Raw genomic sequence first — 13,983 nt, 5'->3', positions numbered from 1 at the left:
TCGAGCAACGACGAAGCACGGTGTCCGTCATGCGCTCTTCCCTGTGGCGACGACGTAGCTCCCGCCCGCACCGGCACGCGGCCGCGCTGGCCGACGCGCACCCCGGATCCCTGTGGCTGGACGCTTCGGAGCGTCCCGCACCCGCCTCGGCCCTGACCCGACCGACCTCGACCGACCTGCTCGTCATCGGCGGCGGCTACACCGGGCTGTGGGCCGCGTTGCGCGCGAAGGAACGCGACCCCGCCCGGGACGTGGTGCTCGTCGACGCCCGCGAGTGCGGCTGGGCCGCGTCCGGGCGCAACGGCGGGTTCTGCGCAGCCAGCCTCACCCACGGGCTGCACAACGGGCTGCGCCGGTTCCCGCGGGAGCTGGCGCGGCTGGAACGGCTGGGCCTGCGCAACCTCGACGAGATCGAGAAGGCCGTGCACGCCCACGGCATCGACTGCGACTTCGAACGCACCGGGGAGCTCGAGGTCGCCGTGGCCGACTGGCAGTTGCCCCAGCTGCGCTCGGCGGCGCGGCTGGCCGCCGAGCACGGCCACGACGCCCGGCTGCTCGACGCCGAGCAGGCGCGCGGCGAGGTGGACTCGCCGACCTACCGCGGGGCGCTGTGGATGCGGGATTCGGTCGCCCTGGTGGACCCGGCGCGGCTGGCCCGGGGGCTGCGCGCGGCCTGCCTGCGGGCGGGGGTGCGGCTGCACGAGCGCACCCCGGTGCGCGCGCTCGAGGACGAGCGCACCGGGGTGACCGCACGGACCCCGTACGCCGCGGTGCGCGCGCGGAGAGCGCTGCTGGCCACGAACGCGTTCCGCCCGCTGCTGCCCGGGCTGCGCCGGTACGTGCTGCCGATGTACGACCACGTGCTGGCCACCGAACCGCTCACCGACCGGCAGCTGGCCGAGGTCGGCTGGAACCGCCGGCAGGGCGTCAGCGACTCGGGCAACCAGTTCCACTACTACCGGCTCACCGCTGACAACCGGGTCCTGTGGGGCGGGTACGACGCCGTGTACCACTTCGGCGGGGCGGTGCGCGACGAGCTGGACCAGCGGCCGGAGACCTTCGCCGCGCTCGCCGACCACTTCTTCGCCACGTTCCCGCAGCTGGAAGGGGTGCGGTTCACGCACGCCTGGGGCGGTGCGATCGACATGTGCCCCCGGCTGTGCCCGTTCGTCGGCACGGCGCGCCGCGGGCGCGTCGGCTACGCCCTCGGCTACAGCGGCCTGGGGGTGGGGGCCAGCCGGTTCACCGCCGGCGCGGTGCTCGACCTGCTGGACGGGCGGCGCGGCGAGAACGCCGATCTGGAGCTGGTGCGCACGCACCCGCGCCCGCTGCCGCCGGAACCGCTGCGGTGGGCGGGCACGCAGCTGACGCGGTGGTCGCTGGCCGCGGCCGACCGGGACCGGGGGCGGCCGAACTGGTGGCTGCGCGCGTTGCGCAGCGCCGGCATCGGGTGAGCGGCCGTCGTCACCCGAACCGGCCCCGCCGCGGCGGTCGGAGCGGCACAATGGGGTCCATGCTGAACTTCTTCCGCCGCCGCGGTGCCGCGGCCGAGGCCGAGCGAGCGGACCCGGACGCGCGTGCGGCGGCGTTCTGGCAGCGCTGGGACGAGCTGCTGCCCGAGATCACCTCGGCGCTGGCCGACGGCCACCCGCAGCACGTCGAGCCGCTGGTGTCCGACCTGGTGCAGCGGGTGCACCCGAAGCTGGGCTTCTCGCTCGAGCACGGCTCCCGCGCCACCTACGCGCTGGTCGTCAGCGGCGAGGCCGATCCGGAGCTGCGCCCCTACACCGACGCGTGGATGCGGGCCGCTCCCGAACCGGACCAGGCGTGGGAGTACCACGACGCGATCCCGCCGGTGCCCGATCCGATGCAGGTGACGGTGCACGTGCGCGAGACCCCGTACGCGCTGGCGGACGTGCGGGTCGTCACCCAGGTCGACAGCGCTGCCGGCGTGATCGACGTCGCCGTGCACCACCCGGGGTTCGCCGAGGCCGAGGAGCGCTCGCGCACGGCGCTGGCGCTGATGGCGCTCGACGCCGCGCTCGGGGAGCGCCTCGCCGCCGACCGGCTCGGCCGCATCGAGACGGCCGAGCTCCCACCGGAGTCCACGGTCGACCTCGCACGATTGCGTGAACTCGCCGAGGGGATGGAGCGCACCGGTGCCGATCCCGGCCACGGCGGGGCGGCCACCTCCTGACGGTGTCGGACGCGCTCGCTACTCTCGGGGTGACCAGGGCGGAACCGTGCGATCCGGGGAGTGCGCGTGAGCGAGCAGACGGCCAACGGCGCGGAGCGGGGCGAGGGGGAGGACGTCCCGCGCGACGCGGCGGCGGGCCAGAGCGCCGAAGGCGTGGAGGACGTTCCCGCCGCCGTGCGCGAGCAGCACGCCGAGCTGGCCGACGAGGTCCGCGCGCACCAGTTCCGGTACTACGTGCTGGACTCGCCGGTCATCACCGACGGCGAGTTCGACGAGCTGTTCACCCGGCTGCAGCGCGTGGAGCGGGAACACCCGGGGCTGGCGGTGGCGGACTCGCCGACGCGCGTGGTCGGCGGCACCTTCTCCACCGAGTTCACCGCGGTGGAGCACCTCGAGCGGATGCTCAGCCTGGACAACGCGTTCAACGTGGACGAACTGCGCGCCTGGGTGGACCGCGTGCAGCGCGAGATCGGCGGGGGTGCGCACTACCTGTGCGAGCTCAAGATCGACGGCCTGGCGGTCAACCTGCTCTACCGCGGCGGCAAGCTGGAGCGCGCGCTCACCCGCGGCGACGGCCGCACCGGCGAGGACGTGACGCTGAACGTCCGCACCATGGGCGATGTCCCGGAGCAGCTCACCGGCAGCGAGGACTACCCGGTCCCGGACCTGGTCGAGGTGCGGGGGGAGGTGTTCTTCCGCACCGACGAGTTCGACGGGCTGAACGACTCCCTGGTGCAGGCGGGCAAGGCGCCCTTCGCGAACCCGCGCAACGCCGCCGCGGGCTCGCTGCGGCAGAAGGACCCGCGGGTGACGCGCAACCGCCCGCTGCACCTGATCTGCCACGGCCTCGGCCGCCGGGAGGGGTTCGAACCGCAGCGGCAGTCCCACTCCTACGAGGCGCTGCGCGCCTGGGGGCTGCCGGTCTCCGAGCACACCGTCGTTCTGTCCAGTGTGGATGACGTCGTCGAGCACGTGCGGTACTGGGGCGAGCACCGGCACGACGCGGAGCACGAGATCGACGGCGTCGTGGTCAAGGTGGACGAGGTGCCGCTGCAGCGGCGGTTGGGCACCACCTCGCGGACCCCGCGCTGGTCCGTCGCGTACAAGTACCCGCCGGAGCAGGCGACGACGACGCTGCGCGACATCCAGGTGAACGTGGGGCGCACCGGGCGGGTCACGCCGTTCGCCGTGATGGAGCCGGTCAAGGTCGCCGGTTCCACGGTCGCGATGGCGACGCTGCACAACGCCGACGAGGTGCGGCGCAAGTCCGTGCTCATCGGGGACCGCGTGGTGATCCGCAAGGCCGGCGACGTCATCCCGGAAGTGCTCGGGCCCGTGGTGGACGTGCGCTCGGGCGGCGAACGCGAGTTCACCATGCCCGCGCACTGCCCGGAGTGCGGCGCGGAGCTGCACCGCGAGAAGGAGAGCGACGTGGACATCCGGTGTCCCAACGCGCGCTCCTGCCCCGCGCAGCTGCGCGAACGGCTGTTCCACCTCGCCGGGCGCGGTGCCTTCGACATCGAGGTGATGGGCTACGAGGCCGCCGGGGCGCTGCTGGAAGCGGGAGTGCTCACCGACGAGGGCGACGTGTTCGACCTCGACGAGGACGAGCTGCTGGGGGTGCCGCTGTTCCGCACCAAGGACGGCGGGTTGTCGGCCAACGGCACCAAGCTGCTGCAGAACCTCCAGGTGGCGAAGGAGAAGCCGCTGTGGCGGGTGCTCGTGGCCCTGTCCATCCGGCACGTGGGTCCCACGGCCGCGCAGGCGCTGGCGCGGGAGTTCGGTTCGCTGGACGCGATCGAGGAGGCCTCCGAGGAGCAGCTGGCCGCGACCGACGGCGTCGGGCCGGCGATCGCCGAATCGGTGCGCGAGTGGTTCACCGAGCCGTGGCACCGCGAAGTGGTGCAGAAGTGGCGCGACGCGGGCGTGCGGATGGCCGACGAGCGGGACGAGTCGGTTCCCCGCAACCTCGAAGGCCTGTCCATCGTGGTGACCGGAACGTTGCCGACGTACTCGCGCGACGAGGCGAAGGAGGCCGTCATGGCGCGCGGTGGCCGCGCCGCCGGCTCGGTGTCGAAGAAGACCGCGTTCGTCGTCGTGGGGGACTCCCCCGGCTCGAAGCACGACAAGGCGGTGCAGCTGGGGGTGCCGGTGCTCGACGAGGACGGTTTCCGCGTGCTGCTCTCCGAGGGGCCCGAGGAGGCGCGCGAGCGCGGCCTGTAGCCCCCTCCTGATGCCCGGGCCCCTCCTGATTCCCGGCCGTCCGGGGATCGCCAGGAGGGCTCCGCGCTTTCTGGAACCATTCCAGGGAGCGCAATTTTCATGAAAATTGGAAGCCATCCCCACACGTCCGGGCGATCAATTGTCCCCACCCGATCGGTGGTGCATCAGGCCGCGGGCCTGCGGGCGACCCGCAGGCCTCGGGCGCAGCAGGCGTTGGTCGTGCTCGCGGGCTCAGCTGTCGAGGACGACGGCGACGATCCCGGCCAAGTGGGCCAGCCGGGCGACCTCGGAGGCGCGGAACATCGGCCCGCCCGGGCGTCCCGCCAGCAGCACCCGGTCGGGCTTGCCGATCGGCGTGGCGGCGAGTTCCGTGCCGAGCTCCTGCCACGTCTCCGGCACCCAGTCCTCGTCGCCGTCGAGCACCGTGGCGCGCGGCAGCGGCAACCACGGCAGCTCGAGATACCCCTCCTGGGGGGCGGAGGTGCTCGCGGACAGCTGTTCGGCCCCTCCGGAGTGGTGCCCGAACACGAGAGCCCACCCCGATCGGATGATCTTCGGCACGCCCTCGGCGAAGATCTCCAGACCCCGCGCCGGTTCGGCCGCGATCTCCTCGACGAGCTCGAGTTCGCGGTGCGTGTCCAGCACCCCCGCGTAGGGGCGGACCGCGTCGACCTCGACGCCCTCGACGGACTCCGCCGCGGTGATGAGCACGTCGGGCAGGCGTCCCGCCTCCATCTCCACGACCATGTCGTCGATCGCGACACCGCTGCCGCGCTCCACGACGTTGACGCCGAGGATGTCGGCGCCGATCTCGCCGAGCGCCGTCGCCACCGATCCGAGCGTGCCCGGTCGGTCCGGTATCTGAACCCGGATCAGGAAGGACACCGGACTCAACGCCTCCAGTTTCGTGCGCGGAACCTCGCCGTCCGCGCGTCTTCGCAGGCACGGGGCGGGCCCCGTGCGAACAACCGGCGCCGGAATTGTGGCAGATCCCGGCGTGTCGTGGTCAGCCCGCCGTCCGCGCAGTGGAACGATCGCCGCCTCCGGCGCCGCGGCGCCCGCCGGGGCGAACCCGGCGAACCGCTCGCGCTCCCGCCGGCGGACCGTACCCGCTCGACCCCGCCGCGGCCGGGTCCGCGGCGGCGCCCCCCACGGGTCGTGGGCCGGTAGCGCCATAGACTGGGAGCGTCGAACGGTTTCGCCGCGTGCCGTCGGCCTGCGCCGGAAGTGGAGCGGCGTCGACGACCGGGACGACCGGATCGGGTGGCGCTCGGCAGCGCGAACGGCCGCGGAGCGTTCCGGAAGGATCGGTTTCGCGCCCTCCGCGAGGTGCCGGGGCCGCCCGGGCGTGTACAACCGGACTGCGATCGGAGCGAGGAGCCCGCACAGTGTCCAAGATCTCCCGCGACGAGGTCGAGCACCTCGCCGGCCTGGCCAGGCTGGCCGTGAGTGCCGAAGAGCTCGACACGTTCGCCGGTCAGCTCGACGTGATCCTGGAGTCGGTGGCCAGGATCGGCGAGGTGGCCGCGGACGACATCCCGCCCACGTCGCACGCGGTGCCCACGACCAACGTGTTCCGCCCGGACGAGGTGCGGCCCGGCCTGACCCAGCAGCAAGCGCTGTCCGGTGCGCCGGCCGCAGAGCAAGACCGGTTCCGCGTTCCGCGGATTCTCAGCGAGGAGGCTTGATGACGTCGACCGCATCCGGTGGCGGTGAGCTGACCGGGCTCACCGCATCCGAACTCGCGGGCAAGCTCGGCAGCGGCGAGGTCTCGGCGGTCGAGGTCACCCGGGCGCACCTGGACCGCGTCGCCGCCGTCGACACCGGCGTGCACGCGTTCCTGCACGTCGACGCCGAGGGCGCGCTGGACGCGGCGCGGCGGGTGGACGAGCGCCGCGCCGCCGGTGAGCAGCTGCCGCCGCTGGCCGGGGTGCCGCTGGCGCTGAAGGACGTGCTCACCACCAGCGACATGCCCACCACCTGCGGCTCGAAGATGCTCGAGGGGTGGACCCCGCCGTACGACGCGACGGTGACCGGCAAGCTGCGCGAGGCGGGCGTGGTCGTGCTGGGCAAGACGAACATGGACGAGTTCGCGATGGGCTCGTCCACGGAGAACTCGGCCTTCGGCCCGACCCGCAACCCGTGGGACCTGCACCGCATCCCCGGCGGATCCGGGGGCGGCTCCGCGGCGGCGCTGGCCGCGTTCGAAGCGCCGCTGGCGATCGGCACCGACACGGGCGGCTCGATCCGCCAGCCCGGCGCGGTGACCGGCACGGTCGGCGTCAAGCCCACCTACGGCGGCGTGTCCCGCCACGGCCTCGTCGCCTTCTCCTCGTCGCTGGACCAGGTGGGCCCGTGCGCGCGCACGGTGACCGACGCGGCGCTGCTGCACGAGACCATCGCCGGGCACGACCCGGCCGACGCCACCTCGATCGACCAGCCGGTGCCGCCGGTGGTGCGGGCCGCGCGCGAGGGCTCCGCGGCCGACCTCAGCGGCGTGCGGGTCGGCGTGGTGCGCGAGCTCTCCGGCGAGGGCTACCAGGGCGGCGTGCTGCGCTCGTTCCAGGCGGCGGTGGACCAGCTGACCGCGCTGGGCGCCGAGGTCGTCGAGGTCTCCTGCCCGCACTTCGACTACGCCCTCGCGGCCTACTACCTCATCGCGCCGAGCGAGTGCTCGTCCAACCTCGCCCGGTTCGACGCGATGCGCTACGGGCTGCGCGTCGGCGACGACGGCCAGCGCAGCGCCGAGCAGGTCATGTCCGCCACCCGCGAGGCCGGCTTCGGCGACGAGGTCAAGCGCCGCGTCATGCTCGGCACCTACGCGCTGTCGGCCGGCTACTACGAGGCCTACTACGGCCAGGCCCAGAAGGTGCGCACGCTGATCAGCCGCGACTTCGAGGCGGCCTTCGGCTCGGTGGACGTGCTGGTCTCGCCGACCGCGCCGACCACCGCCTTCCCGCTCGGCGAGCGCGTGGACGACCCGATGGCGATGTACCTCGGCGACGTGTGCACGCTGCCCGTCAACCTGGCCGGCAACCCCGCGATGAGCGTTCCCTCCGGCGTCTCCGACGAGGACGGCCTCCCGGTGGGGCTGCAGATCATGGCGCCGGCGATGGCCGACGACCGGCTCTACCGCGTCGGCGCGGCGTACGAGGCCGCCCGGGACGCCGCGCTGGGCGGCGCCTTCACCGATCGAATCCCCCGCCTGGAGGTCGCCTGATGAACCCCAAACTCAAAGCCGTGTTCCAGCTCGCTTCGACCGTCGGCGGCGTGGTGACCCTGCAGCGGCGGCTGCGGGAGGCCAAGGCCGACAGGGACAAGCTCGTGTTCGTCGACGTGGTCGTCACCGGACTCAGCTTGATCACGGGCACCGCGCTGGCCCTGCGGGAACTGCGCAAGGGGGAGGACAAGTGACCACGGCTACCGAGATCATGGACTTCGACGAGGTCCTCGCCCGGTTCGACCCGGTGCTGGGCCTCGAGGTGCACGTGGAGCTGTCCACGGCCACGAAGATGTTCTGCTCCTGCGCCAACGCGTTCGGCGCCGAGCCGAACACGCAGGTCTGCCCGGTGTGCCTCGGCCTGCCGGGGGCGCTGCCGGTGGTGAACGGCAAGGCGGTGGAATCCGCCGTCCGCATCGGCCTGGCCCTGAACTGCGAGGTCGCCGACTGGTGCCGGTTCGCCCGGAAGAACTACTTCTACCCGGACATGCCGAAGAACTTCCAGACCTCGCAGTACGACGAGCCGATCGTGCACGACGGCCACCTGGACGTGGTGCTCGACGACGGCGAGACGTTCCGCGTGGGCATCGAACGCGCCCACATGGAGGAGGACACCGGCAAGTCGGTGCACATGGGCGGGGCCGACGGCCGCATCCACGGGGCGGACTACTCGCTGCTGGACTACAACCGCGCCGGCGTGCCGCTCATCGAGATCGTCACCAAGCCGATCACCGGTGCGGGCGAGCGGGCCCCGGAGGTCGCCCGCCAGTACGTGACCGCGCTGCGCGACCTGCTGCGCTCGCTCGACGTGTCCGACGTGCGCATGGACCAGGGGTCGCTGCGCTGCGACGCCAACGTGTCGCTGGGCCCGCGGGGCACCGGCGAGTTCGGCACGCGCACCGAGACGAAGAACGTCAACTCGCTGCGCAGCATCGAACGCGCCGTCCGCTACGAGATGCAGCGCCAAGCCGCCGCGATCACCGAAGGCGTGGAGATCGTGCAGGAGACGCGGCACTTCGACGAGTCCACCGGCAGCACGGCCGCGGGGCGGCGCAAGGAGACCTCCGAGGACTACCGGTACTTCCCGGAGCCCGACCTGGTGCCGATCGCCCCGTCGCGCGAGTGGGTCGAACAGCTGCAGCAGACCCTGCCCGAGCTGCCGTGGGAGCGGCGCAAGCGCGTGCAGGAGGAGTGGCAGCTCTCCGACGAGCAGCTGCGCGACCTGGTCAACGCCGGGGCGCTCGACGTCATCGCCGAAACGGTCGACGCGGGCGCCTCCTCCGACCAGGCCCGCTCCTGGTGGGTCGCCTACCTGACCCAGCAGGCCAACGAGCGCGGTGTGGAGCTGCGGGACCTGCCGATCACCCCGGCGCAGGTGGCGCGGGTGATCGCGATGGAGAACGAGGGCACGCTGACGAACAAGCTCGCCCGGCAGGTCGTCGACGGCGTGATCGCCGGGGAGGGCGAACCGGACGAGGTGGTCAAGGCGCGCGGCCTCGAGGTCGTCTCCGACGAGTCGGAGCTGAAGCAGGCCGTGGACGAGGCCCTGGCCGCCCAGCCGGACGTGGCCGAGAAGATCCGCGGCGGCAAGGTCCAGGCCGCCGGTGCGGTCGTCGGCGCGGTCATGAAGGCCACCGGCGGGAAGGCCGACGCCAAGCGGGTCCGCGAGCTGATCCTGGAGGCCTGCCAGTAACGAGCGACCGTGCAGGTTTGCCGGCAGCGAACGCCCTGCGGCAAACGCGCTGCGGCAAACGCGCTGCGGCAAACGCGCTGCGGCAAACGCGCTGCGCTTATCGACAAGAAGGCCGGAGGCCCGCGAGGTCTCCGGCCTTCTTCGTGCGTTTCGGGACACGGCGCGGGATTCGCGTCATAGCATGCCGGTGATCAACAGATTGGGGAGACACCATGGCGAACACGGGCAAGGAGTTCGGCGTCGACCTGTACGGGCTGAAACGCGTCGCCAAATCCGACCTGCCCACGGTGGCCGGAGCGTACGGCACGGCAGTCGGCAACTGCGAGAGCGCGCAGGGCGTGGTCGACGGGATTCCGGCCGTTCCGCAGGAGTTGGTGGCCGATGAGGGCGCTGTGTTCGGCAAGTACCAGCAGGCCCACGAGGCCGTCATCGAGCTGTTGCGCAACACCCGGAACAACCTCGACGACACCGCCGAGACGTTGAACCAGGCAGCGGAGCAGTACGAGGAGGACGACCGGGCCGCCGCGGCGGAGCTGCAGCGGATCATCGACGAGCGCGGCGAACCGAAACCGGAGTGAACACGTGAGTTCCGAACAGCTGGTGGCGCAGGCGAAGCAGATCGAGCAGCGTGCCGCTGAGGTGGAGTACCAGCAGATGATGCAGCGGCAGGCCGATTCCAAGGCGCCACCACCGATCCGCTACGAGGACATCCAGCAGAAGTACGAGGGAGCGGCCGTGCCGCTCTTCGAGCCGTTCACGCGCATCCCCGATCCCAGTTCCTACGACGCACCGATCGAGGATCTGGCCGCGGCGATGGAGCAGTTGTCCTCCGGGGAGATGAAGGATCCGATCGGGGACAAACCGATCCCGGCGAATCCGGACCTGAACCGGATCGACGGCGCGGGGGACACGTTGGAGGGATGGACCGGTGAGGCCGCGGACAACTTCAAGAAGAACTTCCTCGACCCGTTCCCCTCGGTGTCCAAGAACCAGTTCCTGCTGCTCGGGGTGCTGAAGGGTGCGCTCGAAGCGGATCAGGCGCGATGGCAAAACACGGATCAGGACATTAGGACTCTCGCGCAGGAGACGCTCGACGGTTTGGACAACGTCGCCAGCTGCGGCAAGAACGAGCTGAAGTTCGTCTTTTCGGTCGCCTCTGCTGTGGCGGCGATCGGTGCGGTCCCGTTCAGCGCCGGGGCCTCGGCCGGGATCGCGGCGGTGGGCGCGGCCGGTGCTATGGGGGCCGCCGGGATGGACGCGGCGAAGATGACCAGGGAAGGCGGCTCGGTCGAGCAGGTCATGCGCTCCATGAAGGACGGGATCGACAAGCTCACCAAGGAGACCCGGGAGTCCGGGAGCAAAGTCGCCCGGGCGCTGAACGGCGTTCCCGGGGAGGTCCAGTCGGATCGGAGCGCGTTCGTCTCGGCGCGGCCGGCACTGGCGGGGATGGAAGGCGATGCGGTGACCGGGCGCGGCGGGCTCGGTGGGGTCAACTAGGCAGGAGCAGCGCAGTGGGTGAATTGGCGGAACGACTGGACAACATTCGGGTGCGCGCGAGCGCTCCCGGTGTGGAACTCGACGCCGAGCTCCGGAACCAGCGGGAGGTCGCGCTCACCTTCGGCGAGAGCGTGTACGAGTTCATCGATGAGCGCTACCTGGAACGCGCCTTGGCGGGCCTCGCCCGCCGGCTCTACACGGGCTGGCTGCGGCAGTACAAGGAAGCGATCAGCACGACGAACCTGAACGTCGAACCGAACGACCAGCACGACTTCAACTTCGAGGAGGACGTGCGCGCGGTCGAGGCGAGCGCGGAGTCCAGCGACGGCCGCATCACGCTGGCCACCGTGGGGATGCAGGAGTTCACCGCGTCACTGCGCCCCGGTACCGTGCGGCAGCTGAGCGAGCGGGAGTTCGTCGCGCGGGTCGCCGAGGTGGCCCCGTTGTTGATCGAGCGTTATCAAGCGCACGTCGCCGAGCTGAAGGTGCGGTATTACGGATGAGTGGTCGTGGGGCGCGGTTAGTGTCCACAGTGTTGGTGCTGGCGGGGTTGGCGACGGCGTGTGGTTCCTCGGATCGCCCGCGGGAGTTGTCCTTGGACGAGGTAAAGCCGTGCGACCTGATTTCGCAGTCGAAGCTGGCTGAGCTGCGGGTGAAGTCCCCGCCACAACCGGTTTCGGTTGTGTCAGGCGCGAATGAGGAAGGTACGAGTTGCTACTATTCACCCACTTATGGGGGTACGGTATCACTGGGCGTCGTGACGAACCATGGAATCGATCGGTGGACGGGCGGGTCCATGGAGTCCTCGCGTCCGGTTGATTTGCCTCGGGTTGAGGGGTACCGCGCGATCAGACTTGAATACGGTGATAACACAAGTGGGCCGCACGATATGTGTACAGCGTACGTGGATGTTGCTGGCGGCCAATCGTTGAAGCTCAGAACTGGGCCCAATTCGCAAGATGAGCCGCCCGCTTGTGAGACCGCGCGTCAGTTCGCGGGGGCGGCGATCCGCACGTTGTCCGCGAACCAAGCGTGATGCGCCGCGCGGTGCGGTCGTCACGTGTGACGACCGCACCGCGCGGCTGGGAACGCGGATGCGGAGGCCGCCGCCCGCTGCGCCCGGTCAGTCCTTGCCGGCGGCGCCGCCCTTCGGCGGTTGGATGCGCAGCACCCGGTCGTCGCTGGAGACCGGATCGCCCGCGTGGCGGTTGGCCGTGCCCGCCCACACGAGGCCGTCGCTGCCCAGCGTGGCCGCGGAGAACCGGCCGTAGGTGTCGTGCATGACCTGCGTGGGTTCGCCGGTGAACGTGCCGCCGCCCGCCGGGGTGAGCGTGTACAGCGCGCGGGCGTCCTGCAGCGCCACGACGACCGTGGAGGCGTCGGCGGCGCAGCCGCTCACCCCCGGGGCGTTGCGCCAGGTCCACTCGGGCGCGTCCAGGGGGCGGCCGAAGCGCACCTGCTGCAGCGCGTCCTGCGGGCCCCCGCGGTCGGTGACCCACAGGCCGCCCGAGTCGGCCGACCCGCACATCCCGCCGGGCTCCGCCAGGCCGGAGGTCACCACGGCTGAGCGCGGGTCCGGGTTGTCCTCCGGCGGTGCGCCGAGCCCGTCGATGCGCAGCACCTTGCCCGCCAGCGAGGAGCGGTCGGCGGCCCGACCCGGATCGCCGGCGTCGCCGGTGGCCACGAGCAGGGCTCCGAGCCCGTCGGTGCCGATCGCGCCCGCGTTGTGCTCGGGGCCCTTCGGGATGCCGGTGAGCACCGGTTCGGGCGGTTCACCCGGGGCGATGCGCAGCACCCGGTTGTCGGTGGGGGTGCTCGCGTAGGCGTAGACGAGCTCGTCCTCGGCGTAGCTCGGGGACAGCGTCAGGCCGGTCAGGCCACCGCCACCGGAGGTGTCCACGGGGACGCGGGCGATCTCGACGGGTTCGGTGCCGCGCTGCACGCGCAGCACGCGGCCGGTGGCGCGTTCGGCGACGAGGGCGCTGTTCCCGTCCGGCAGCGTCGTCACGGCGCCGACGGGTTCGAGGCACGTGGCCTGCACCGCCGGGTCCGGGTCGTGGCAGCCCACGGGCTCGGCCGGTCGCCCGCCGTCCCCCGCGGACGGCGGGGGCGGTTGCGCGGTGAGCGGTGGGGCCTCGCCCTCGTAGGACGGTTCCGGACCGGCCTGCGGGTCGAGCCGGGGCTGCTCGCTCCACTGGCGCGGGTGCTCGTCCGGGAACTGGGCGCACCCCGCCAGGGCGAGGCCCAGCGCTGCCGCTGCGGCGAGCAGGGCGCGTCGCGTTCGGAACGGAACCGCCATACCGGTCGAGGATACTGGTGCCGGCCGCCCGTGCGGACCCGATGCGCGCTGGTGGTTCCGTGTCGGGAGGGGCCGCTCCTTCTACTGCTGCTGGTTGACCGGGGCGTTCGCCGGTTGCCCCCTGCGCTTCTTCCCGTCCGGCTTCGGCGGTTTGAGGAAGACCAAGCCGCTGACGATGAAGAGGCCGGTGATCAGGAAGAGCGGAATCGAGAGCACCCAACCGAGCCAGGCCCAGGGGCGGTCGACGTCGCGGGCCACAACATCCCGCGTCGTGCCGCCCTGCCCGTTGGAAACCTCGTGCAGGGTCGCACGCACGCGTTGTCCGATGTCCTCGCTGGCGAAGTCGCCCACTTCACTGGTCGCGGTGGTGCTTGTGCCGTCGTCCCGGGTGACCTCGAGGCGACACTGTTCCTTCAGGTCGAGGTAGAGCAGGCCGGTCGACGAGCAGTGCGTGGCGGTGGCGTGGCCGGAGCGCAAGGTGTCGCCTTGAACGGTGGCACCAGTCCCGGGAGAAGTCGTGATGACCGCGATCAGCGCCCAACAGCACGCCGCGGGGAAGAAGCAGACCGCGGCGCCCAGGAAGCGCGGCACGAGGGAGTTGTTTCCGGTGCGGGACTTGCTCATGGCGGGCTTGCTCCTCCGTGCCCGCGACGCCGAAGAGGTTCTCGCTCACCCCGTGAAACCTTCCTCGGAGCGGAGCTGCGCAACCGCACGACGACCGCGGGGGCGGCCTGTCGCGCTGAGCGTATTCGATCGCGGATCTCGCCGGTGCAGGTATGCGAATTGCCGGATGTGCCCGGATGTGGGCGGAGGTGCGCGCGTTCGCGGTTGTGCCGGCTGCGGAACGCCTGTCG

At 71.8% G+C, this 13,983-nt stretch carries 14 protein-coding genes; 11 read left to right on the top strand and 3 right to left on the bottom strand.

The features are described from left to right. Positions 1-29: 29 nt before the first annotated feature. The 3 genes from ACYVJE_RS08835 (at position 30) to ligA (ending at position 4,420) form a co-directional block, all read left to right on the top strand. The gene (locus ACYVJE_RS08835; protein WP_461144087.1) at positions 30-1,454 is read left to right on the top strand and encodes an NAD(P)/FAD-dependent oxidoreductase; all 1,425 of its coding nucleotides are present in this window, start codon (positions 30-32) and stop codon (positions 1,452-1,454) included. A 59-nt stretch (positions 1,455-1,513) separates the two neighbouring features. Next, on the top strand, positions 1,514-2,197 hold the full coding sequence (locus ACYVJE_RS08830; RefSeq protein ID WP_461144086.1) for a hypothetical protein: 684 nt from the start codon (positions 1,514-1,516) through the stop codon (positions 2,195-2,197). 66 nt (positions 2,198-2,263) lie between these two features. Then, positions 2,264-4,420: an NAD-dependent DNA ligase LigA gene (ligA, locus tag ACYVJE_RS08825; protein ID WP_461144085.1), complete on the top strand. Its 2,157-nt coding sequence runs from the start codon at positions 2,264-2,266 to the stop codon at positions 4,418-4,420. Positions 4,421-4,651: 231 nt separating this feature from the next. Here the strand turns inward: ligA and ACYVJE_RS08820 are convergent, their stop codons facing one another. Continuing rightward, a complete protein-coding gene (locus tag ACYVJE_RS08820; RefSeq protein WP_459160057.1) occupies positions 4,652-5,305 on the bottom strand; it encodes an ACT domain-containing protein in 654 nt (217 codons plus the stop codon). A gap of 503 nt (positions 5,306-5,808) precedes the next feature. Between ACYVJE_RS08820 and gatC the strand changes: the two genes are divergently transcribed. The 8 genes from gatC to ACYVJE_RS08780 all read left to right on the top strand — a co-directional run bounded on the left by gatC (position 5,809) and on the right by ACYVJE_RS08780 (position 11,866). Then, the gene (gatC, locus tag ACYVJE_RS08815) at positions 5,809-6,108 is read left to right on the top strand and encodes an Asp-tRNA(Asn)/Glu-tRNA(Gln) amidotransferase subunit GatC (protein WP_459156978.1); all 300 of its coding nucleotides are present in this window, start codon (positions 5,809-5,811) and stop codon (positions 6,106-6,108) included. Continuing rightward, positions 6,108-7,640: an Asp-tRNA(Asn)/Glu-tRNA(Gln) amidotransferase subunit GatA gene (gene gatA / locus ACYVJE_RS08810; protein WP_459156977.1), complete on the top strand. Its 1,533-nt coding sequence runs from the start codon at positions 6,108-6,110 to the stop codon at positions 7,638-7,640. Before gatC ends, gatA begins: the two co-directional genes overlap by 1 nt. Next, positions 7,640-7,834, top strand: a complete 195-nt coding sequence (locus ACYVJE_RS08805) for a hypothetical protein (protein ID WP_459156976.1) — start codon at positions 7,640-7,642, stop codon at positions 7,832-7,834. Before gatA ends, ACYVJE_RS08805 begins: the two co-directional genes overlap by 1 nt. Next, the gene (gene gatB, locus ACYVJE_RS08800; RefSeq protein WP_459156975.1) at positions 7,831-9,333 is read left to right on the top strand and encodes an Asp-tRNA(Asn)/Glu-tRNA(Gln) amidotransferase subunit GatB; all 1,503 of its coding nucleotides are present in this window, start codon (positions 7,831-7,833) and stop codon (positions 9,331-9,333) included. Before ACYVJE_RS08805 ends, gatB begins: the two co-directional genes overlap by 4 nt. A gap of 212 nt (positions 9,334-9,545) precedes the next feature. After that, complete coding sequence (locus ACYVJE_RS08795) at positions 9,546-9,911, top strand: hypothetical protein (RefSeq protein ID WP_461144084.1); 366 nt, start codon at positions 9,546-9,548, stop codon at positions 9,909-9,911. A gap of 4 nt (positions 9,912-9,915) precedes the next feature. Beyond that, positions 9,916-10,830: a hypothetical protein gene (locus ACYVJE_RS08790; protein ID WP_461144083.1), complete on the top strand. Its 915-nt coding sequence runs from the start codon at positions 9,916-9,918 to the stop codon at positions 10,828-10,830. 14 nt (positions 10,831-10,844) lie between these two features. Then, positions 10,845-11,333 carry a hypothetical protein gene (locus tag ACYVJE_RS08785; protein WP_461144082.1) on the top strand — a complete coding sequence of 163 codons (489 nt, stop codon included), beginning with the start codon at positions 10,845-10,847 and terminating at the stop codon, positions 11,331-11,333. Then, a complete protein-coding gene (locus tag ACYVJE_RS08780; protein WP_461144081.1) occupies positions 11,330-11,866 on the top strand; it encodes a DUF3558 family protein in 537 nt (178 codons plus the stop codon). The genes ACYVJE_RS08785 and ACYVJE_RS08780 overlap by 4 nt, the downstream gene beginning before the upstream one ends. A gap of 87 nt (positions 11,867-11,953) precedes the next feature. Here ACYVJE_RS08780 and ACYVJE_RS08775 read toward each other — a convergent pair whose 3' ends face one another. After that, positions 11,954-13,129, bottom strand: a complete 1,176-nt coding sequence (locus ACYVJE_RS08775) for a PQQ-dependent sugar dehydrogenase (RefSeq protein WP_461144080.1) — start codon at positions 13,127-13,129, stop codon at positions 11,954-11,956. Between the two features lie 81 nt (positions 13,130-13,210). Beyond that, positions 13,211-13,753, bottom strand: coding sequence for a DUF6346 domain-containing protein (locus ACYVJE_RS08770; protein WP_461144079.1), 543 nt, complete (start codon positions 13,751-13,753; stop codon positions 13,211-13,213). Between the last annotated feature and the right edge of the window lie 230 nt (positions 13,754-13,983).

The sequence above is a fragment of the Salinifilum aidingensis genome, assembly GCF_054782015.1.
Note: the sequence above shows the minus strand (reverse complement) of the source record. Positions and strands in the feature narration are given on the sequence as shown.